Source organism: Haloplanus ruber (assembly GCF_024494725.1).
Classification (GTDB): domain Archaea; phylum Halobacteriota; class Halobacteria; order Halobacteriales; family Haloferacaceae; genus Haloplanus; species Haloplanus ruber.
The window spans coordinates 234,580-253,469 of record NZ_JANHDK010000002.1 but is presented as its reverse complement, the minus strand read 5'-3'; the positions used below and the strand labels follow the sequence as shown (position 1 = coordinate 253,469).

Sequence of the window (18,890 nt, the reverse complement as noted above, 5' to 3'; positions counted from 1 at the left end):
CCGAGATCTCGAACGGGTGCCGAACTACGCGTTCATGCTCCGTCCGAGAGACTCGGCGCTATCGGGCACGGTGCGAATTCCGCCGCCGATACCCGCTTTTCGTCTCCCTCTCTGCCTCTCGCTTTCGGCACAGGTGATGACCTGTGAGCGGGATCGTCGCACTCTTCGACCGGAATCGAGCGTTCGACAGCCGGAACAATATTCGACGGATGCTGGAGGCGATCGACCACCGTGGCCCGGACGGGTGTGCTTCGTGGTGCGACGATCACGTTGCCCTTGGTCACCAACAGTTCCAGACCACCCCGCAGTCTGCGCTCGACGATCAACCCTATCGCGATGGCGACACGGTCGTGAGCGCGGATGCCAGGATAGACAACCGTCACGAACTCCTCTCGAAGCTCACGATCTCCGAACCTGCGGAACAGATCTCGGATAGCGAACTCATCGCTGCGGCGTACCGCAGGTGGGGCAACCAGTGCGCCGAACACCTGGTCGGTGCGTTCGCGTTCGTCATCTTCGATCTCGACGCAGGCACGTTGTTCTGTGCGCGGGATCACGTTGGGGTTCGGCCGCTGTACTACTACCGGGCTGACGACGTGTTCGCCGCCGCCTCGGAAATCAAAGCGCTCCTCTCGTTACCGTTCATCCCGACGGAATCTGATCCGGAACGCATCGGCGACTTTCTCGTTGGACGATTCGGTGATAAGCAGAATACGATCCACCAATCGGTGCGCCGACTTCCCCCCGCGCACACACTACAGCTATCGGCCACCGGGCGGTCGATGGAACGATACTGGAAACCCGCTCTCGACACTCCGCTCCGTCTCGAATCCGATGCAGCGTACGAAACCCGGTTTCGAGAACTGTTCACCGAGGCCGTGCGGTGTCGCCTCCGCACCTCCGGAGATGCCGGCGTTGAGCTCAGCGGCGGTCTCGATTCGTCGTCGGTTACTGCCGTCGCCCGAGAGCTAGTCCCCGACCACGAGACCCTTCACTCCATTTCGAACGTCTTTGACGACACGCCCGGGAGCGACGAGCGGGCGTATATCGACGTCATGGCCGATCAGGACGGGATCTCTCCGTGGTACGTCCAGACCGACGGTGTCAGTATACTCGTTGACCGTGACGATCTCGTATCTTGTTTCGACCAACCGCTACATCATCCAGCACACTTTACAGGGTGGGAACGAGCGAAGCAAGCCGACGAGATCGGCCTCGATGTGTTGTTGACTGGTCTCATGGGGGATGCAGCGGGCGGTCAGGGACTCGGCGTATTTTTGTACCTCTTCCGAACCGGCCACTGGCTGCAACTGTACGACGAACTCAAGACAACGAGTGAGACGTGGAACGGCAAAAAAACGGACATATTCTACAATCAAGTTATCAAGCGACTCGTTCCGGACGGACTCGTTCGGACGCTGCAACAGATTCGGGGTAATCCCGTACTCGAGGAACGGGCGAACCCGGCGATAGATCCGGACTTCGCGGAACGGATTGCACTTCGTAGTAGGTACAAAACGCTAAACGTGGCCGACCGATCGTTACGTCCGAACTACAGACGGCAGCATTACACGTCGATAATGATCGGTATGTTCACCGAAGCACTCGAAGTGTGTAACCAGCGTGACGCAGCGTTCGGTATCGAATCCCGACATCCGTACACCGATAGGCGACTCCTCGAGTTCCTGATCAAGCTTCCGCCGACCCAGCAGTTTTCCGAGGGGCGCCCGCGCTCTATCGTCCGCCGCTCCCTTCACGACGTTCTTCCCGAGGAAATCCGGTCACGGCTACAGAAAACGACGATGGATGACGCGGTTCGTAATGCGCTAGCACGGGAAGACGAGGCGATCTCGCGGATGCTCGACGCCCCCGGGGTCATCGCGCAGTATCACGACATGGACGTACTCCGGTCCACCTACGAACGATTCAATACGGAACGAGACGGTGGAGACGTTCGGGTTCTCTGGCGAGCACTTGCCTTGTGGACGTGGTTGAACACTCAGTAGTTCGTTCGCGTTTCGCGTGGCGTCACCCCATCTCGACGAACACAGGCCCACAGGCTCTCGGACGACAGCCTTCGTATCGTGTCCGGCCGTTGTGGGGCCTCAGATCGCCGTCCGCAATCTATCGCTAGGATAGTGTTCACCCCGCGACCAAACTTTTATGTTATCTCGGTATAGTTACTGAATTGATGACAAGAAAACGAACGTACCAGACCCCCACGGTGGAATCGTACGGTGCTGTCGGCGCGGTGACCGAGAACAGTCAAGACAAGATCGGTTCAGCCGTCGACGGCTTCACCGACACGAACGATCCGAACCCGCTGGACGGCGACTTCGTCCAAGACTCATAACGGCCGGCCATTCGCGATTTTTCAGTCTACCGTTCCAGCCCGTACTGGTGACCCTTCGACCGAGAAACGGCCGTTGTCGGCCTTCAGGAGGCGACTCCCCCTGATCAGTGCGAAGCTCTCTTACCGAAACAGTCCGACCGGATTCTACGGCTTCGGTTCGACCATCGCATAATCCCTCAGCACCCGCGAATGTCGGCTATAACACGGTTTCGGATGTTCTGTGCGTCGAGTTGTCGTCCCCACGTCCGAGGTTTCCGACTGTAGCACAGCGTCTCACCGGTTTACGATTGCGTCGTGTATAAGTCCGCGTAGTCTCCTTCGCTGTCGAGAAGTTGCGTATGTGTGCCGACTTCGGTAATGCGGCCGTTCACGAACGTGTAGATTCGGTCGGCATCGCTAACGGTCGACAGCCGATGCGCGATACTGATCGTTGCGAATCGATTTTCGAGTTCTCTGATGCCACGGTACACGTCCCGTTCGATGTTGGTGTCGAGTTCGCTCGTTGCTTCGTCGAGAACGAGTATATCGGCTTCCTTGAGGAGTGCCCGGGCGATTGCTACTCGCTGCTTTTGCCCTCCCGATAGACGGACGCCGTTTTCGCCCAACTCCGTTTCGTACCTGTCGGGCAACCCGGAGAGGAACTCCGTCACCTGTGCCACCTCACAAACTCGCTCTATCTCCCGCTGGGAGGCATCTCGGTTGCCGATAGTGACGTTCTCCCGAAGCGTCCCGTTGAATATGAACGGGCTTTGCCGAACGATTGCGATACAATCCCGCCACTCGTCGGTATCGAATTCGCTGATCGGCGTTCCGTCGGCGAGAATCCGTCCGGCGTTGGGGTTCCGTAACCGGCCGAGCAGCGAGACGACGGTCGACTTACCTGCTCCGGACGGTCCCACGAGAGCAATCTCTTCACCCCGGCCAACTTCGAACGAGATGTCCTGAAGCACCGTACTGTCGCCTTCGTAGGCGAACGATACCCCCTCGAATCGGATGGTCTCCACCGAGTTAACGGGAGCTCCGTCGGTAGACATCGCCGACTTTCGTTCAGATATCTCTCGCAGTCGAGCGTGAATGCGTACCACGTGCGGTAACTGTCCATCCAAGCCGTATATCTGCGTGTTGAGTTGGTTTAGAACGGGAGACAGCCGGAATACAGCGAAAAGAAACACCCCGAGTCTCGACACCGAAAGCCCAGTGTAGGTGAATCCGACGTACACTAACCCGAACACGACGAGCGCGTTCGTGAACTTGTTGAGGTTGTTTAGCGCGGCCTGATTTCGCCGGAGCCGAACGTTGATGTTCAGATAGTCGTCGAGCGCATCGGTCATTCGCCCGGACAACTCCTCTTGCATGTTGAACAGTCGGATATCGCGTACTCCCTGAAAACTAGTCTGTGAGATAGCCTGAATCCTATCATTCACGTTGGCTGACTTGTCTCCCACACCGTATGCCGGCTCGAGGCCGTACCTGACCACTATCGTACTAACCCCCAGGCTGACCAGTGCGACTGCGGTCAGCGTTGGCGAGAGTACGGCTGCCAGACAGAGATAGACAACACCCCGCAGACCAGTCCCGACAATACTGAACGTCATCATCAGAACCCCTCCACCCTTGTTCGTCTCGGTGATGAGGCTGTTCAGGAGTTCGTCGGACCCAACTTCGTCGATATATTCGATTGGTCCGTACATGACCGAATCGAAAAGTTCCTTCCGTAACTCGCGCTGATAGCCCAGTCCGAACACCGAGCGGAGCCACGCAGTAAGAAACGTCAACGCGAATCGAACGGTCATAACGGCTGCAATCCCAATAATCAGATATTCGAGCTGAAACGGAACCCCCAATAAGGCGTACGCACGGGTGAAAAAGCCGAAGATCCCATCGGCTTCTGCGGGTGATGACGGCGACTGCGCGATCTCGAGTATCGGAAGCAGGAAGCTGAGTCCGATTCCTTCTAGCAACGCGGTGACAAAGCTCAGTACGACAATCGTGGTTCCGAGCCAGGGGCGGAATCGTGCTGCTTTATAAACAGCCTGTAGTTTCTCGCGCAGATCTGTCATGTTTCAGGGGGCGCCGGCTCGTCCCGATTATATCAACTAAAAGATATACACTTTGGGGTGGTCCGTCTCCGTATTTGACTTCCACCTGCCGATCCGAGGTGGTTCCCGGCTACTGTCTATCGTATACTGAGCATCTCTACTTCCGCGCGGCTAACTGGTATCATAGCCGATCACGTTCCTGCTGCTACGTCTGTCCCCCGTACGTCCTCAAATCGCTGCGGTTGAGTGGCTGTGGATGTCCCCAAGCGGTATTGCTTTCAATTGACCTCACTCTCCGGAAGGTTTTATAGACAATCGAGTGACGTGTTGGGTGATGGCCGTAGACGACCGGAAATACTGCCCCGAGTGTGAGGAGCGAACGGAGGTACACCAAGACGAACCGTGGATCGGCGCACTCTGTAATGCCTGCCTGGCGATCATCGAGTGAGACACGTCCCGAGACGTGGTTAGTCCTCGATGCCTTCGCCGGTGAGCAACGCTCGCGTCGCCGCCCGAACCGCCTCGTCGCTCGCATACGCCGGCTCCCACCCCAGCGCGCTCAGTTTCTCGATGGAGAGACGCATCTTCGGGACGTCCCCCGTCCAGCCCCGGTCCCCGCCCGTGTACTCGTAGGTCGGGTCGAGGTCCATCTCCTCGCTCACGATGTCGGCGATGCGGCGAACCGACGTTGTCGTCCGGGTGCCGAGGTTGTAGGTGTTCACCGGGCGGTCGGTTTCCTCGATGATGTGCTCCATCGCGTCGAGACAGTCCTCGATGTGGAGATACGACTTCTCCTGCCGCCCGTCGCCGAGGATTTCGAGTTCGGTCGGATCCGCCCGCAACTTCTCGATGAAGTCCGGAACGACGGCGCCGAGTTGCAGGCGCTCCCCGACGACGTTGGCGAACCGAAAGATCCAGGCCGTGCAGTCGTAGCTGTGTGCGTACACGGAGAGGAGGCTCTCGTTTGCGAGTTTCGACGCCCCGTACATGCTGATCGGCTCCAAGGGAGCGTAATCCTCCGGCGTCGGCCGGGGCGCCTCGCCGTAGACCGTCGACGACGAGGCGAAGGCGATGGCGTCGACGCCGACGGCCTGCATGCGGTTGAGGAGATTCTCGGTGATCGTGTTGTTGAGGCGAAACTGCGAGAGGGGGTCGTCGCTGTCGACGGCCTTGTCGGCCGCGAGGTGGACGACGAGGTCGACGTCCGGCGTGAGCGCCTCCTCGACGACGGCCGCGTCGGTCAGGTCGCCCTCGACTAGTTCCGCCTCGTCGGGGATCCAGTCGCGTCGACCGTTCGAGAACCGGTCGACCGTGATCACGTCGTTGTCGGCGACGAGTCGATCACAGAGATGTGAGCCGATGAACCCCGCCCCACCCGTCACGAGAATCCGCTGTCCGGAGAGTTCCATACTTCAGATTTAGTGTGTGAAAAATAGCGTTTTCGGTGTGGGTAGCGCCCGGCCGCGTTCCGACCACCGAAACAGGCATCAACTCCCCCCGACACTGACGGAACGATGGACATCGGGTACGTCTCGAACGTGGTCTATCCGTTCGTCAAGGGGGGCGCCGAAAAGCGCATCCACGAGATCGGGACACGCCTCGCGGCCGACGGCCACGACGTGACGGTGTACGGCCGCCACTTCTGGGACGGCCCACCGGAGACAACACACGAGGGGCTTACCCTCCGCGCTGTCGCGCCCGGCACGGAACTTTACACCGACGACCGGCGGTCGATCACCGAAGCACTCGACTTTAGCGCTCGGTTGGTCGCTCCCTTCGGTGAGCGCCTGCGAGCGGCCGATCACGATCTCCTCGTCGTCTCCGTGTTCCCCTACTTTCCGGTGTTTTCAGCGAAACTCGCCGGCGCCGTCGGCGACACGCCCGTGGTGACGACGTGGCACGAGGTGTGGCGGTCCTACTGGGACGAGTATCTGGGACCGCTCGCGTTCGGCGGCAAAATCGTCGAACGCGCCGCGGCCCGCGTCCCCCAGCATCCCGTCGCCGTCTCCGGCGTGACCGCCGACCGCCTCGCACAGATTGGTCCTGATCGCGAGTCGATCACGGTGATCCCGAACGGGATCGACGTCGGGCGGATCGAGCGGGCGACTCTGCCGGCCGACGCCGACGGCTACGATGTGCTCTTCGCCGGTCGCCTGATCGCCGACAAGAACGTCTCCCTGTTGCTCGAGGCCTTCGACGCGGTCGCCGAGGAGCACGACGCTACCCTCGGAATCGTCGGTGACGGCCCCGAACGTGACCGCCTCCGGCGGCAGGCCGAGGGACTGACAAACGCCGGCCGCGTCGACATGCTCGGGTTTCTCGACGAGTACGAACACGTTCTCGGTCACATGGCCGCCGCGCGCGTGTTTGCCTCGCCCTCCACCCGCGAGGGGTTCGGCATCACGTTCGCGGAGGCGATGGCCGCCGACTGCACCGTCGTCGCCGCCGACCATCCCGACTCCGCCGCCGACGAGGTCATCGGCGACGCCGGGTTCGTCGTCGAGCCGACGGTCGAGAGGCTACGCGAGACGCTCGATGCGGTACTCGGTGGGCGGGCGCCGCCGCGTGACCCTGTCGAGCGTGCACGACAGTACGACTGGGACAACGTCGCGTCCGCGGCGGCCGAACGGTACGCACGGGTGGTCCGTCAGGGCTGACGATCAGCCCAGCACCCGATCCGCCAGCGTCCCCCGGTATTCGTAGAGCAACCTGAACGGCCGGATCACCCTGTACAGCGGTGATAGTGACGCCGGAAGCGGCACGGCCTCCTCGTCCTCGGGGCGTGGGTTGGTGAGGGCGGCGGCCCAGAACCGCGCCTTGTCGGCCCGTCCCGACATCAGGCGGGAACGAAAGCGGAAATCCGCGAGATGGGTTCGTTTGACGTTCCTGTTCGACCAGTCAGTGTCAGCCAGCCAGTGGATCACCCTGTCTGCGGCTGTTCGGACGACGCGCAGCGACTTGGACTCCCGGTCGAGCATCCGCTGTACCCTCTCGGGGAACCGAGCGTCGAACAGCCGCTGTGATAGCAACATCGCCAGCAGGACCATCCGCTCGCAGCCGAGCGTCTCCGCCCGGTCGAGGAGTGACGCCAGATCCCGATGCTGTTGCATCAGCAGTGCGACGGCGAGAATCCACTCCAGCCGATACCAGTGGTGTTTCGCCCCGTGAATCGAGTGGACGAGTATCGCGTCGGACAGAGAGAGACCCTGCACGGATCGTCCGCCGACGTCGATACGTGTTCGGCGGGCGTAGAGTTCCTCGAAGGGAAGTTCGAGTGGAAAGAAATCTGGGACGACGTGTGTGTGGAGGTCGACCGGCGACTGCCGATCCGGGTGTCCCAACACGGATTGAAACACCGCATGGTTGACCTGTTTCACTTCGTAACCCTCGGCTTCGAGGAGGCGTTTCGCTCGCCGCTGATCCGTGGGGGAGATCAGGATGTCGATGTCGGCGTATCGACGAACCGTCGCGCTCCCGTACGCCCGACTCGAGACGGCCGGTCCCTTGTACGCCAGACACTCCACGCCCGCCGAGTCAAGACGCTCGGTGAGGGTGACCAGATGGGCTATGGTGCCGAGGTTCTGTCGCCGCAGCCTGTCGTACTTCTCGTCGTACCGGCTTTCGTCGGAGGGACACCCCTCGAACGACCCCGCCCGACACCATCTGAGGAACAACAGTTCCATCCCGTGCTGTCGGGCCAACTCGAGAGTTCGGCGCCAGTCGGCTGTCCTGTCCACCGAGCGTTGCGACGGGGTGTCCTCGCCGTCGAGGATGTCGCGACCGCACTGGAGGAGTACCTCCAGCTCCGCGCCGGTACTGACAGGTCGCTGTGGATCGATTGCGGTTGTCATTTCGTCACCGTCCCACGTCTCCGTCGGGGGCGCGGGCGGCACGGAGCGGTCCCCGCGGGAGATCGGTCCAAGTTCGCTCGCCCTCGTACGGACTCAATCGTCTCACAGTATCAATCCTCGCACGGCGAACTGACGGGTCCTGCCGGCGCAGCGGTCCGTCCCCTCTCGTGCGAGTCGGTGACTGGTGGGTGTCGCCACGTCTCCGATCCCGTTCGGAGCCGAGACGCTTAGTATCCTCGCGCCGTACCGCCGATACGATATGTTGCCTTGGGGTCATCTCGCCGTCGGCTACCTCGTCTACACCGTCTTGGTGCGCGTGCGCGGTCAGCGAGCCCCTGCAGGCGTCCCGACGCTCGTCTTGGCGCTCGGCACACAACTTCCCGACCTCGTCGACAAGCCCCTCAACTGGTGGTTCGGAATCTTCGACGGTCGCGGCATCGGGCACTCGCTGTTCGCCGTCACCGCCGTCTGCCTGCTCGTCGCGTTCGTGGCGTACCGGGCCGACCGGCTGGACGCCGCGGGGGCACTCTCGGTCGGCCTGTACACGCATCTGCTGGGTGACTCGTATCAAGCCTTGCTGTCGGGCGAGTTTGGCCGTGCGGCCTTCCTCCTCTGGCCGCTGGTTCCGGCGCCGACCTACCCCAAGGATAGTCTGTTCGAACATCTCGATGCGTGGATGACGTATCTCCAAGCGTTGCCTCGTCTCTCCCCCTCTCAGATCATGGCGAGTGGCTTCGGCTTCCAGCTCGTACTCCTGCTCGTTCTCTTCGGGATCTGGGCGCTCGACGGCTTTCCGGGTGTCGGCACTCTCTGGCGATTCGTCACCCGCCGGCCGGCCGACGCGACGCGGATATCCGACTGACACTCACTCGGCGGGGGCGCGGTCGATCGGCGAGCCACCACACTCGACACAGACGAACTCCCCGTCGACGGTCTTGGTTACCGGTGCGTTACACGGAATGCACTTGATTTGTGCGTCCCGAACTTCCCGTGGGTAACGTCCCATGCCCGATGGATCGGCGCAATATGGTATAAGTATTGACTGGTTACAGAGGTGTCAGTCACTCATTTACACGGTTCGGGGCCGCTTCGGAGTCGGGTATCGGAGACTGGCAGCTCGTCGCGATCAGTGTCGAAACGAGGGGGCGGTCGTGGGGTTTCAGGCCTCCCCGACGGACGTCCCGAGCAGGCTGAGGAAAAAGGAGTGAAACACCGTCTGCGCGCCGAGCACGAGTGCGGTGAACGCGAGCAGGTTCATCGGGACGATGGGGAGTTCGGTGTAGCCGCTCTGCACCCACCGGGCGACGAGATAGGTCGTATAGAGCCCGCCGGCGGCGAACACCGCCAGCCCGAGGGTCGTCCCGTGCTCGAGTTGGAACCGACTTAGCACCCACTCCGTCACCGGATCTCGCGGCGAGCGGATCGGCTCCGCCGCGACGGCACTGAACAGGCCGAGACTCCCGATCTGGTAGCCGAGGATCACCGAGAGACTGCCGGCGATCATCGTATGCTGTCCGAAGAACACGCCCGCGAAGGGGCGATTCAGCAGTGACAGCGTCATCATGACGACGCCAACGATGCCCAGTCCGATGGCCGGCCCGGTGAACAGATAGCCCGGAGCGTTCTGCAACATGAACCGCACGTGACGCCAGCCGTCGCGGAAACTGTCGAGTGTCGCCTCTCCCTCGCGTTCGTGATAGACGATGGGGACTTCCTCGATGTCCAAGTCGCGCTCCGCGGCCTGCATGATCATCTCGCTGGCGAACTCCATCCCGTCGGAGTGGAGGTTGAGGTGGTTCAGCGCGTCGCGTTCGATCACCCGGAAGCCGCTGTGGGCGTCGCTGACCCCCGCCTCGTAGAAGACGTTGAGGAACTGCGTCAACAGCGGATTTCCGACGTACTGGTGGAGGGGGGGCATCGCGCCCGATTTGATCTCGCCGTCCAGCCGGCTTCCCATCACCATGTCCGCGTCGGTCCGTTGTAAGCGCTCGAACAGCTTCGGTAACTCCTCGAAGTCGTAGGTCGTGTCCGCGTCGCCGATGACGATGTACTCTCCCCGCGCCCGTTCGAACGCGTAGCGGTACGCGTACCCGTAGCCCGCGGCGTCCGGCGTCACGACGTGTGCGCCCAACTCCGCCGCGAGTTCGGGCGTTCGGTCCTCGGAGCTGTCGCTCACGATGATTTCGCCGGTCAACCCGAGCATCTCCAGGGCAGATTTCCCCCGCTCGATGCACTCCTGAATGCCCTCCTCCTCGTTCATCGTCGGCATGACGAACGAGACGATCGGATCGGCGTCGCTCCGCCGAGGGACGAGGAAGGGACTGTCCGCGGCCACCTGTTCGCTCTGTCGGAACAGGTCGACCGACTTGATCCCGCTGTCCTCCTCGGGGGCCGCCACACCGTCCGGCGCCGACTTCGTGGCGCCGTTGTCGACGGCGCTCCCGGCTCCGCTCACGACACCGGTTCCGTTGGTCTCGGCGGCACGTGACATCGCCGGCGCGTCACCGTCGGTCGCCAGCCCGTCGCTCTCGATTCCCGGGTCTGGTGCCGGATCGAGAGGTCGAACCTCCGTGATCGTCGTCGCCCCGACCAGCGCCGCCTCGCTGACGGCGTCCGTATGTAACACGTAGCTCACCGTCACCGAGCCGTCCGCGGGCACGACGGCGTGGCAGGTGACCGCTTCCGTGTCCAGCGTCCACGTCTCGTCACGATCCCTCTTGGGGGGGAGCGCGACGTTCGGCGGTCCGAGGTCCGACGGTAACCGGTCGGCAATCGAGACGTCGACCGGGAAGTCGTGATCGGAGGACACCATCAAGGTGACACACAGTTCGCGGGCGAACCCTGACCCCTCGCGGTCGGTCCGTTCGACGCTCTTCTCGACGCTTACCCCGTCACGGATGACCGTCTGTACGCTCATCCCCCTTGCACCGCCCGCCGGCGTCGTACGTTTCGGACTCGGCTCTGCGTGCCGACCGCCGGTGTCACGGAACGTCCTCGTTTCGGCGCGGTTCTCACAGTCATCATTCGTCTCCATCCTTACGCCTATCAGACATAGTTAGTGACTGCTTACCGGAACGATACGGGATTCAACGAGTGCGGTAACCAGCCGTTACCAGACACAACCCCCCGATTGAAACCGGGGATTTCGGCGGTTCGAGCCGGCGTTCACGGGGAAACAGCATATAGGTGTATTAATCAGGGTAACGACAATATATGTCTTTGAATGCGTGATAGATCCACTCGGCTACATAAAGTCGTCCAGCCGTGACGGCTTGTTTCGGTCGTTCTGGAAGATGCTCTCCAGACTCTTTTCGAGCACCTCCAGTCGCTGTTTGGTGTACGGCCGACAGTCGAACTCCTCGGCGACCGTAATCGCGGTGTCCATGTACTTGTTCACCGATCCCTCGTGGACGGTCAGGTTTACGCGCCCGCCACACACCCGACACTCGCCCGACAGCGGCATTCTCCGGTAGGACTCCCCACAGTCCAGACACCGGGTTTCCTGGCGCGAAAACGCCCGGAGGTTCCCGATCAGATCCGGGAGGAAGTGGTACTCGATGACCCGCTCGGCGACGTCCGTTTCGTCGACTGCGCGGAGCTTCCGTGCCAGATTCAACTGCGCGTTCATCTTCTCCATCATCGAGCCCAGCGTCTTGTACGCCGAGAGGTCCGGTCCGAGCGCGATGTCGGTGGTGTCGTGGGTGTGATCGAAGCCGTGGTACTGGCCGTCGGTCCCCAGCGACGCCTCCGCGATTTCGACGTTGACCTCCTCCGGATCGGCCATCTCCCGCGTCGCCTCGTAGAACTCGCGCGGATACTGCCGCACCACGTCCATATTGTGGGCCTCGTCGTCGATTTCGGTGGGATCGATCCGCGAGGACATGACCAGCGGCGCGTCCATCCGCCCCCCTCGCTGGTCCGGCAGGAACTCCCGGCTGAAGTTGAGCAGGCCGTCCATCAAGAGCATGACGCAGTCCTCGTCGCCGTCGCATTGCTTCTGGGACGTCCCGTTCGCTATCAGCGAGTGCGTGTCCGCGACGGTGAGACAGTACGTGTGGTCCACGTCGGCTTCGGCACACGAAACGTCGGTAACTTCGTCGACAGCGTACTCTCCGCTGCCCCCGTCGAAGACGCGCCGCCCTCTCGGCTCGATTTCCTCGATATGCGTTTCCAGTCGCTCCTGTTTCCGCGACAGATGCAGTTCCACCTTCTCTGCGAACCGCACAGCGTCCGACGACGTTACCTGGAGGACGAACGTCTCCGCAGACATCGAATCGTCGGTGTCGTAGAATTCCGGGAACTTCTCGACGAGGGGAACGGGGTCGACGGTATCGACACGTGCCGTAATACCGAGGCGTGTGAGTAACGCCAGTAGATCCTCTTTCAGTTCCCGGCTGATTGTCGTCGCCGACACCGTCAGCGTGTTCTTGTCAACCGTTCCATCCCCACTGAAATAGCCCCCGAGGTACGCGGCGACGATGTCGTCCGGTGCGTCGAAGATACAGTCGGGGACACGCTTGTCTTCGGAGCTGACGCCACAGTCGAGTACGGACGCAACGAAGGCGCGTGGCAACCGGCCTGAAGCGGTGACCTTCTCGTCGTTCTCTCGGTACGCATCGACGCCGAGTACGGCATCGAACGCCTCGACGAAGAAGTTGCGTGCTTCCGTTTCAACACCCGAGATAGTTGTCTGGTGAATCGTTCCCTTCGGCGTGGACTGTTCGCGGGCGAAGCCTTCAGCAGTGTAGTAGCCGAGGAGGGTAGCGAACTCCTCGTCCAAGTCGACGAACCGGTCGACCTCGACGGTGTCTCGCTTCATTCCGAGAGCGATGTCGTCGGGCACTCGTTCGACGACGGCATCGGCCGAGCCGAGCAACTCGACGACGAGGGACGCTGGAACGCTATTGCGATAGATATAGTTGCTCAACGCTTTCTTCGTCAGTCCGAGATACTCCGCCGTACTTTTTAGCGGATAGAACTGGCCGTCCCAGTCTGCTTCGAGCGTCTCAGTGAAGAGGTCGTAGAGTTCGCCCTTGTCCAATCCCTTCAGCATCAGCGACTCGTTCGGAACATCGTCACTATCGAGGAACTCTCCGAGGAGATCGAACCGCGTCGCGGATCCAGCTACGTCCATCCGGGTGGGAACCACGAGGGAGTCCGATTCCGTGACTTCGCAGGCTCGCTTCGGGGTTATCCCGTCGTCGAAGACGTGGACTTCGTGGTCCGGTGTCACGGTGAGTTCCCTGCCTCCGCGTGTTTCGAGGCCGACGAGATGATCGGGCGCCCGATGTTTCGACACTGCTTCAACCGGCTTCAGCACCTGCTCTCCCTCGTCGTTGATACTGGGCACGTGCACATCGCCGTTGAGTTCCTGGACGAGCGTGCCGAAGTCGTCCCGCTCCGCGGTGGCCGGATCGAGCCGTTCCTCCACCAGCCGCTCGATCCGTTCGTGATGCCACGCTCCGTCCTCGTCCCGATACCACACTTTCGTCTCGGGATGGAAGCAGTTCCGTCGTTTCGCCGCGTGGAAGTACGGATGGGCGTATCCGACCGCCGCCGAGGTGAAGCCGACGACGCGGCCGACCACCGCTGCCGAGGTGTGTGGCGCCATCCCGAAGACGAGTTCGCCGATCAGGTCGTTGCGCTCGTCTACCTCGTAGAAGGCCGGCAGGTCGTAGAACTCCGTCAGGAGGTCGTCGACGAAGTCGGCGGTCTGGATGAGGTGTTGGGCGGCGCCGTCCGAGAGCACGATGTCCTGAACCTTGAGTTCGACCAGTTGGTCGTCGAAGCGGAGCGGGTCGCCGTCGATGTCGGTCTCGTAGCCGAGTTCGCGGAAGTCGGCGGCGGTTACGTCGAGTTCCTCCGGGCGGACCGCCGTCACCGGGAGGTCCGTCATGTCGTACCGGACCGTGCCGTCCTTGAACGCGCTCACATCGTGTTTGGCGCGCAACACGCCTTTCTCCATCGGTTCTGGGGTCTTGTTCGCGGAGGTGAGTCCTTTCACCCCCTTCAGGATCTCGAAGGCGGCTTCCCGCTCTCCGACCGTCTCTAAGGCCTCGTGGTAGCGGTCACCGACGTTCAGGTGTCGTCGCTCGACGCTCGTCACCTCCCGGTCACACCGCTCGCAGTGGACCCGTCCCGACTCGTCCGGGTCGATCAACTGTTCACAGGAGTCACACTCGTAGACCGGTTCGGTGTGGGCCCGACAGTCCGGGCATCGCGTTCGGTGGGTGTCGGTCCCGCAGTCCGGGCACGCCCGCCGGCCCACCTGGACGTCCACGACGCCGCGCCCCTCGTCGGTGCGGGCCGTGGCCGCGGCACCGACGTCGCGCTGACTGCCCCCTGCCTCGCCGATGGGATAGAGCGTGTGTACCGCCGGCGAGAGGTCCCGCCGCTCCGATTTCTCCGGGCGACCCATCCGGTTGCCGATCCGCGTCGGCGCCCGTTCCCGCACCGTGAACGGCGCCACCTCGTTGACCGCGCGGATGGCGTTGTCGCCGTCGCCGTACTCGCGGGCCGCGGCCGACAGATCCGCCGTCGTCCACGCCTCGTCGTCCTCCGGCGAGACTCCCAGCGACCGGGCCAGCGGCCGCCAGTCGGGGATCCGAATCCCACCTTCGGTCGCGACGTGCTCGACGAGGAGGGTCTCTAAGGTCCGCTGGAGCGGGTCGCGCCGCTCGATCACGAGGACGTCGCCGTCGCCCTCGTCCCGTGGGTGGATCGCGCCGTAGCCGCCATCACCCTCCGCGACGCGGGGATCACCGTCGACGACCGCTGCGGCGAGCGTCGCGACGGCGTCGACGCTCACGTCGTGCCACATGTAGGTGTAGGCGGGGTGAAGCGGGCAGTCGAACTCGGTGGCCCACTCGATTGCCTCCGCGGCCGTCGGCGCCGCCAGGTCGACGCGCGGGTCGTCCCGCAAGGCCTGGACGTCCGCGTCCGTCGCCTCGAACTCCTGTTCCCACCACTCGACGGTGTAGGACGCCGGCGCGAGCGGGTGGTTGTTCTCGACGAACTCGCCGTAGTTGACGAGATACTCGCCCAGATCCAGGATCTCCTCGACGCCGTTGCGCACCTCGAGGGCCTCCGCGGGGTCGTCGATGCGGCGGACCTCGCCGTTCGCGAGGCGAACGGTCGGCCCCTCGATGGTGTCGACCGGCACCACGCCCGCGGCCTTCCCCGGGCGCTCGGTCTTGATCTGTGTCCCCGTCGCGAGGAAGTCGTCGACGAGGTGCATCGTCGCCGGGTGGACGCCCGCCGTCGCGAACCCGTGGTTTCGGGCGCGGCCGTACCGGAGGCGAAAGCCTCCCGACTCCGAGGGGTGGCCGAACACCGGTCGCCCCGCGATCAGATCCCGGAGGTACTTCCCCGAGGGATCGACCCGGGGTGGCCCCGCCTCGGCCGCCTCCTCGCGCCCGCCGTCGTCGCCGTCCGCCCTGTCCTCGGCCCCCTCCGTCTCGCTCGCGTCGTCGCCGCCGTCCGAACCGATGGTGCCGTCGATGAGGTCCTGGAGCCAGGGCCAGGCCACCTCGTCGAGGTCACGGGTGTAGCGCTGGATCTTCGGCGCCTTCAGCGCGATGCCCTCCGCGAGGACGAGACACATCCCGCCCCGAGCGGCGTTGGTATCGATCCGCTCTAGGTCGCGAAAGCCCGAGACCTCCTCGTCACCCGTTGCCTCGCCGTCCAGCATGATCGGCATGTGCTCGGCGATGAACTTCGTCTCCTTGTCCTTGGGCGTATACTGGAGTCCTGTCTCGGAGTCGTAGAGGCCGACCTCCTCGGCGTACCGTTCGATTTCGTCGTCCCGAGGGCGGAACTCCTCGATCCCGAGCAGCGACCGGGCGTAGTCTGCCACCAGCACCGAGAGCGCCTGGGCGGTCCCGCCAGCCGAGCGGATCGGCCCCGCGTAGTACACGTTGACGAAGCGGCTTCCGTCGTCGTTCTCCAGCAACTCGACGCGGTCGATCCCTTCGATGGGCGCCGCGACGACCCCCTCGGTTAGCAGGGCGACGGCCGTCCGGACCGCGCCCTCGATTTTGCCGGCGTCGCTCTCGTAATCGCCGACGGTCCCCTCGACGAAGTCGGTGACGAGCGCCAGCGCGGCCTCTTCGCGGCTCATCTGCCCGTCGAGTTCCCGCACCCGCTCGGCGACGCCGTCGATGCCGAGGATGTTCTCGACCCGGTCGGCCATGTCGCGGGCGACCGGAATCTCGACCTCGCACTTTGGATCCGCGCCCATCGATTTGGCCCGCTCTGCGTGGTCGAACGCCTCGCCGAGTCGATCCTCGATCTGCTCGAAGTACCGCTCGTCTGCCGGGGTCACGGCTCCGCCCGTCCGCCGCCGAAGCCCGTTTCGAACGCCCGAAGATACACCTGCCCCGTCTCCGTCTCGGCGGCGTTGAGATAACCGCCGACGGCCTGGCCGCTCGGCCGCGTCAGGACGACGTATGGTCGCGCCGTCGGCCCGCCGTCGTCGGTCGACACCTCGCCCGTACAGGCCGCCACCGACAGCGGTTCGTCGAATCGGACCGCGCGATGCTCCCCGGCGTCGGGGTCGTAGTGCCACACGTCGGCGTCCCGGACCGTCCCCGTGCCGGTGAACCACGCCGACGCGACGCTCTCGTCGGCGGCGACGGCCTCGATCGCTCCCCGCCAGTCGTCGCCCGCCTCGATGGCGACGCGGTACTCCGCGCTCACGGCGAGTTCGCGAACGTCCATGGACGGGGGACGAACCGCCGCCGATTAAACCTTACTCGGTCCGCCGACGGCCCTGGGCGAGACGTGGCCGTAGCTCGGAACGGGAAAAAGTCGCCGCGGCGAGCGGGGCGTTAGAACGGGGCCTGCGGGCCTTCGTCGCGGCCCTCGCCGTCGTCTGCGTCGGTCGTCTCGCCGGGGAACGAGGGTTCCATGCCGCCGTGGCCGCCCTCGCCACCCATGCCCTCCATGCCCGTGTCGGCGTGAACCTTCGTGATCTCCGGAATCTCTTTGACCATTCGGCTCTTGATGGCTTGGATGGTCATCGGGGAGATGCCACAGCCCGAACAGGCACCGCCGAGTTGGATGCTCACCTCACCCGTCTCGAGGTCGATGTGCTGGATGGCCGCGCTCCCGCCGTGCATCTGAATCTGCGGGAAGTTCCGCCGCAGAAAGTTGGTCACGCGCTCCCGAAGGTCGTCCTCGCCGTCGGCGTCCTGAGCGTCAGTACTCATAGGAGAACCAACGACACCGACGGGCTTAGGCCTTTGGTTCATCACGGTCGTCAAGGCCAAACACCGACCGGAGTTCGGCCTCGATCTCCGCCACGTACCGCTCCAGCGTCGCCTCCAACTTCTCCTCGTCGACGACCACGGCCGTCACGCGCTCAGTCGGATTCTCCGGGAGTTCGATCCGGAACTCGCCGTCCTCGTAGAACGGCTCGGACTCGTTGAGCACCTGCTGGTCGATGGCGTGGATGAGGTCGGAGTCGAACCCTTCGTTCATCGTCTCGAAGGCGTCCTTGTACGCCCGCTGGAGTTCGGTAAAGTAGTTGGCGTACTTATCCTCGAACTTCTCGGGATCGAAGTCAGCCATGCACGACCTTTCGCGGGCGCGGGCAAAAGTCGGACGATTAGCCCTCCTCGACTCGGATCTCGTCGACTAGTGATCGCGAGTCGCGAGACGCCGAGGTCACGCCTCGAACAGGTCCGTCGAGAGATACCGTTCGCCCGTGTCGGGGAGGATCACGACCGTCGTCTCCGCGGGATGGTGGGTCGCGTAGTCGGCCGCGGCGGCGAGCGCCGCCCCCGAGGAGATACCGACCAGTAGTCCCGCTTCCCGGCCGAGTCGCCGGGCGGCGTCCCGCGCTGTGTCGCCCGTGACCCCCCGCACCTCGTCGACCAACTCCGTCCGCAACACCTCCGGCTCGAACCCCGGGCCGATCCCCTGGATGTCGTGGCCGTCGGCGCTGGTCTCCGAGAGGGTCGGCGACGACGCCGGTTCGACGGCGACGGTCGTCACGTCGCGATCCCGTTCGGCGAAGTACGCGCCGATCCCCGTGATGGTGCCGCCCGTCCCGACGCCCGCGACGACGGCATCAACGTCGCCGTCGGTGGCTCGGTCGATTTCCGGCCCCGTCGCCCGCCGGTGGGCACGCGGGTTCGCTTCGTTCTCGAACTGCCGGGCGAGGACGGCGTCCGCTGCCGTCGCCAACTCCGCGGCCCGACGCTTCGCCCCACTCATTCCCTCCTCGGCGGGCGTCAACTCCAGGTTCGCGCCGAGTGCCGACAGCATCGCTCGGCGTTCCTCGGACATCGAGGCCGGCATCGTCAGGACACACTCGTACCCGCGGGCGGCCGCCACCGTCGCCAGGCCGATGCCGGTGTTCCCGCTCGTAGCTGCTACGACGGTCCCGGCCGGTTGGAGGTCGCCCGACGCCTCCGCGGCGTCGATCATCGCCCGGGCGATCCGATCCTTGACCGAGTAGGGGTTGGCCGCCTCCACCTTTCCGAGGAGGTTCTCGGCGACCCCGTCGAGGCGGACCAGCGGCGTGTCGCCGATCAACGCCTCGACCGAGTCGACCACGCCATCCTTGCGCGACCGGTCGGCGGTCACTCGTTCGCTCATACTCGCGCTACCCCGGTGTCTCGGGTAAGGCTTGACCCGAATCGA

At 63.6% G+C, this 18,890-nt stretch carries 14 protein-coding genes; 4 read left to right on the top strand and 10 right to left on the bottom strand.

Features of this window, described 5'->3' with window-relative positions; all coding sequences use genetic code 11:
• The first annotated feature begins 143 nt into the window (after positions 1–143).
• Together NO878_RS09405 and NO878_RS09400 are read left to right on the top strand one after the other, a co-directional pair.
• The gene (locus tag NO878_RS09405; protein ID WP_256405736.1) at positions 144–2,006 is read left to right on the top strand and encodes an asparagine synthase-related protein; all 1,863 of its coding nucleotides are present in this window, start codon (positions 144–146) and stop codon (positions 2,004–2,006) included.
• 185 nt (positions 2,007–2,191) lie between these two features.
• The gene (locus NO878_RS09400; RefSeq protein ID WP_256405735.1) at positions 2,192–2,353 is read left to right on the top strand and encodes a hypothetical protein; all 162 of its coding nucleotides are present in this window, start codon (positions 2,192–2,194) and stop codon (positions 2,351–2,353) included.
• 281 nt (positions 2,354–2,634) lie between these two features.
• Here NO878_RS09400 and NO878_RS09395 read toward each other — a convergent pair whose 3' ends face one another.
• Entirely contained in the window at positions 2,635–4,413 is a 1,779-nt protein-coding gene (locus NO878_RS09395; protein ID WP_256405734.1) for an ABC transporter ATP-binding protein, read from the bottom strand.
• 446 nt (positions 4,414–4,859) lie between these two features.
• Positions 4,860–5,801: an NAD-dependent epimerase/dehydratase family protein gene (locus NO878_RS09390; protein ID WP_256405733.1), complete on the bottom strand. Its 942-nt coding sequence runs from the start codon at positions 5,799–5,801 to the stop codon at positions 4,860–4,862.
• Positions 5,802–5,906: 105 nt separating this feature from the next.
• Here NO878_RS09390 and NO878_RS09385 point away from each other — a divergent pair, with 105 nt between their 5' ends.
• Positions 5,907–7,049, top strand: a complete 1,143-nt coding sequence (locus NO878_RS09385) for a glycosyltransferase family 4 protein (protein ID WP_256405732.1) — start codon at positions 5,907–5,909, stop codon at positions 7,047–7,049.
• Positions 7,050–7,052: 3 nt separating this feature from the next.
• Here the strand turns inward: NO878_RS09385 and NO878_RS09380 are convergent, their stop codons facing one another.
• Positions 7,053–8,243 carry a nucleotidyltransferase domain-containing protein gene (locus tag NO878_RS09380; RefSeq protein WP_256405731.1) on the bottom strand — a complete coding sequence of 397 codons (1,191 nt, stop codon included), beginning with the start codon at positions 8,241–8,243 and terminating at the stop codon, positions 7,053–7,055.
• Between the two features lie 259 nt (positions 8,244–8,502).
• On the opposite strand from NO878_RS09380, the gene NO878_RS09375 reads away from it, so the two are divergent.
• Positions 8,503–9,105: a metal-dependent hydrolase gene (locus NO878_RS09375; protein ID WP_256405730.1), complete on the top strand. Its 603-nt coding sequence runs from the start codon at positions 8,503–8,505 to the stop codon at positions 9,103–9,105.
• A gap of 3 nt (positions 9,106–9,108) precedes the next feature.
• Here the strand turns inward: NO878_RS09375 and NO878_RS09370 are convergent, their stop codons facing one another.
• From NO878_RS09370 to cysK, 7 genes are all read right to left on the bottom strand, one after another.
• Positions 9,109–9,249 (bottom strand): hypothetical protein, encoded by a 141-nt coding sequence (locus NO878_RS09370; RefSeq protein ID WP_256405729.1) that lies wholly within the window; start codon positions 9,247–9,249, stop codon positions 9,109–9,111.
• A 153-nt stretch (positions 9,250–9,402) separates the two neighbouring features.
• A complete protein-coding gene (locus tag NO878_RS17300) occupies positions 9,403–10,512 on the bottom strand; it encodes a glycosyltransferase family 2 protein (RefSeq protein WP_379823623.1) in 1,110 nt (369 codons plus the stop codon).
• 975 nt (positions 10,513–11,487) lie between these two features.
• Positions 11,488–16,566 (bottom strand): DNA polymerase II large subunit, encoded by a 5,079-nt coding sequence (gene polC, locus NO878_RS09360; protein ID WP_256405727.1) that lies wholly within the window; start codon positions 16,564–16,566, stop codon positions 11,488–11,490.
• Positions 16,563–16,961 carry a PPC domain-containing DNA-binding protein gene (locus NO878_RS09355; RefSeq protein WP_256405726.1) on the bottom strand — a complete coding sequence of 133 codons (399 nt, stop codon included), beginning with the start codon at positions 16,959–16,961 and terminating at the stop codon, positions 16,563–16,565. The genes polC and NO878_RS09355 overlap by 4 nt, the downstream gene beginning before the upstream one ends.
• Before the next feature lie 110 nt (positions 16,962–17,071).
• A complete protein-coding gene (locus NO878_RS09350; protein WP_256405725.1) occupies positions 17,072–17,452 on the bottom strand; it encodes a NifU family protein in 381 nt (126 codons plus the stop codon).
• Between the two features lie 25 nt (positions 17,453–17,477).
• Positions 17,478–17,813, bottom strand: coding sequence for a DUF5783 family protein (locus NO878_RS09345; RefSeq protein ID WP_256405724.1), 336 nt, complete (start codon positions 17,811–17,813; stop codon positions 17,478–17,480).
• A gap of 96 nt (positions 17,814–17,909) precedes the next feature.
• Positions 17,910–18,845 (bottom strand): cysteine synthase A, encoded by a 936-nt coding sequence (gene cysK / locus NO878_RS09340; RefSeq protein WP_256405723.1) that lies wholly within the window; start codon positions 18,843–18,845, stop codon positions 17,910–17,912.
• Positions 18,846–18,890: the final 45 nt, after the last annotated feature.

Excerpts from the sequence above, each read along its gene's own strand:
- NO878_RS09400 (WP_256405735.1), top strand. The coding sequence starts at position 2,192 with ATGACAAGAAAACGAACGTACCAGACCCCCACGGTGGAATCGTACGGT.
- NO878_RS09395 (WP_256405734.1), bottom strand. The coding sequence starts at position 4,413 with ATGACAGATCTGCGCGAGAAACTACAGGCTGTTTATAAAGCAGCACGA.
- NO878_RS09390 (WP_256405733.1), bottom strand. The coding sequence starts at position 5,801 with ATGGAACTCTCCGGACAGCGGATTCTCGTGACGGGTGGGGCGGGGTTC.
- NO878_RS09385 (WP_256405732.1), top strand. The coding sequence starts at position 5,907 with ATGGACATCGGGTACGTCTCGAACGTGGTCTATCCGTTCGTCAAGGGG.
- NO878_RS09380 (WP_256405731.1), bottom strand. The coding sequence starts at position 8,243 with ATGACAACCGCAATCGATCCACAGCGACCTGTCAGTACCGGCGCGGAG.
- NO878_RS09375 (WP_256405730.1), top strand. The coding sequence starts at position 8,503 with ATGTTGCCTTGGGGTCATCTCGCCGTCGGCTACCTCGTCTACACCGTC.
- NO878_RS09370 (WP_256405729.1), bottom strand. The coding sequence starts at position 9,249 with ATGGGACGTTACCCACGGGAAGTTCGGGACGCACAAATCAAGTGCATT.
- NO878_RS17300 (WP_379823623.1), bottom strand. The coding sequence starts at position 10,512 with ATGCCGACGATGAACGAGGAGGAGGGCATTCAGGAGTGCATCGAGCGG.
- NO878_RS09355 (WP_256405726.1), bottom strand. The coding sequence starts at position 16,961 with ATGGACGTTCGCGAACTCGCCGTGAGCGCGGAGTACCGCGTCGCCATC.
- NO878_RS09350 (WP_256405725.1), bottom strand. The coding sequence starts at position 17,452 with ATGAGTACTGACGCTCAGGACGCCGACGGCGAGGACGACCTTCGGGAG.
- NO878_RS09345 (WP_256405724.1), bottom strand. The coding sequence starts at position 17,813 with ATGGCTGACTTCGATCCCGAGAAGTTCGAGGATAAGTACGCCAACTAC.
- cysK (WP_256405723.1), bottom strand. The coding sequence starts at position 18,845 with ATGAGCGAACGAGTGACCGCCGACCGGTCGCGCAAGGATGGCGTGGTC.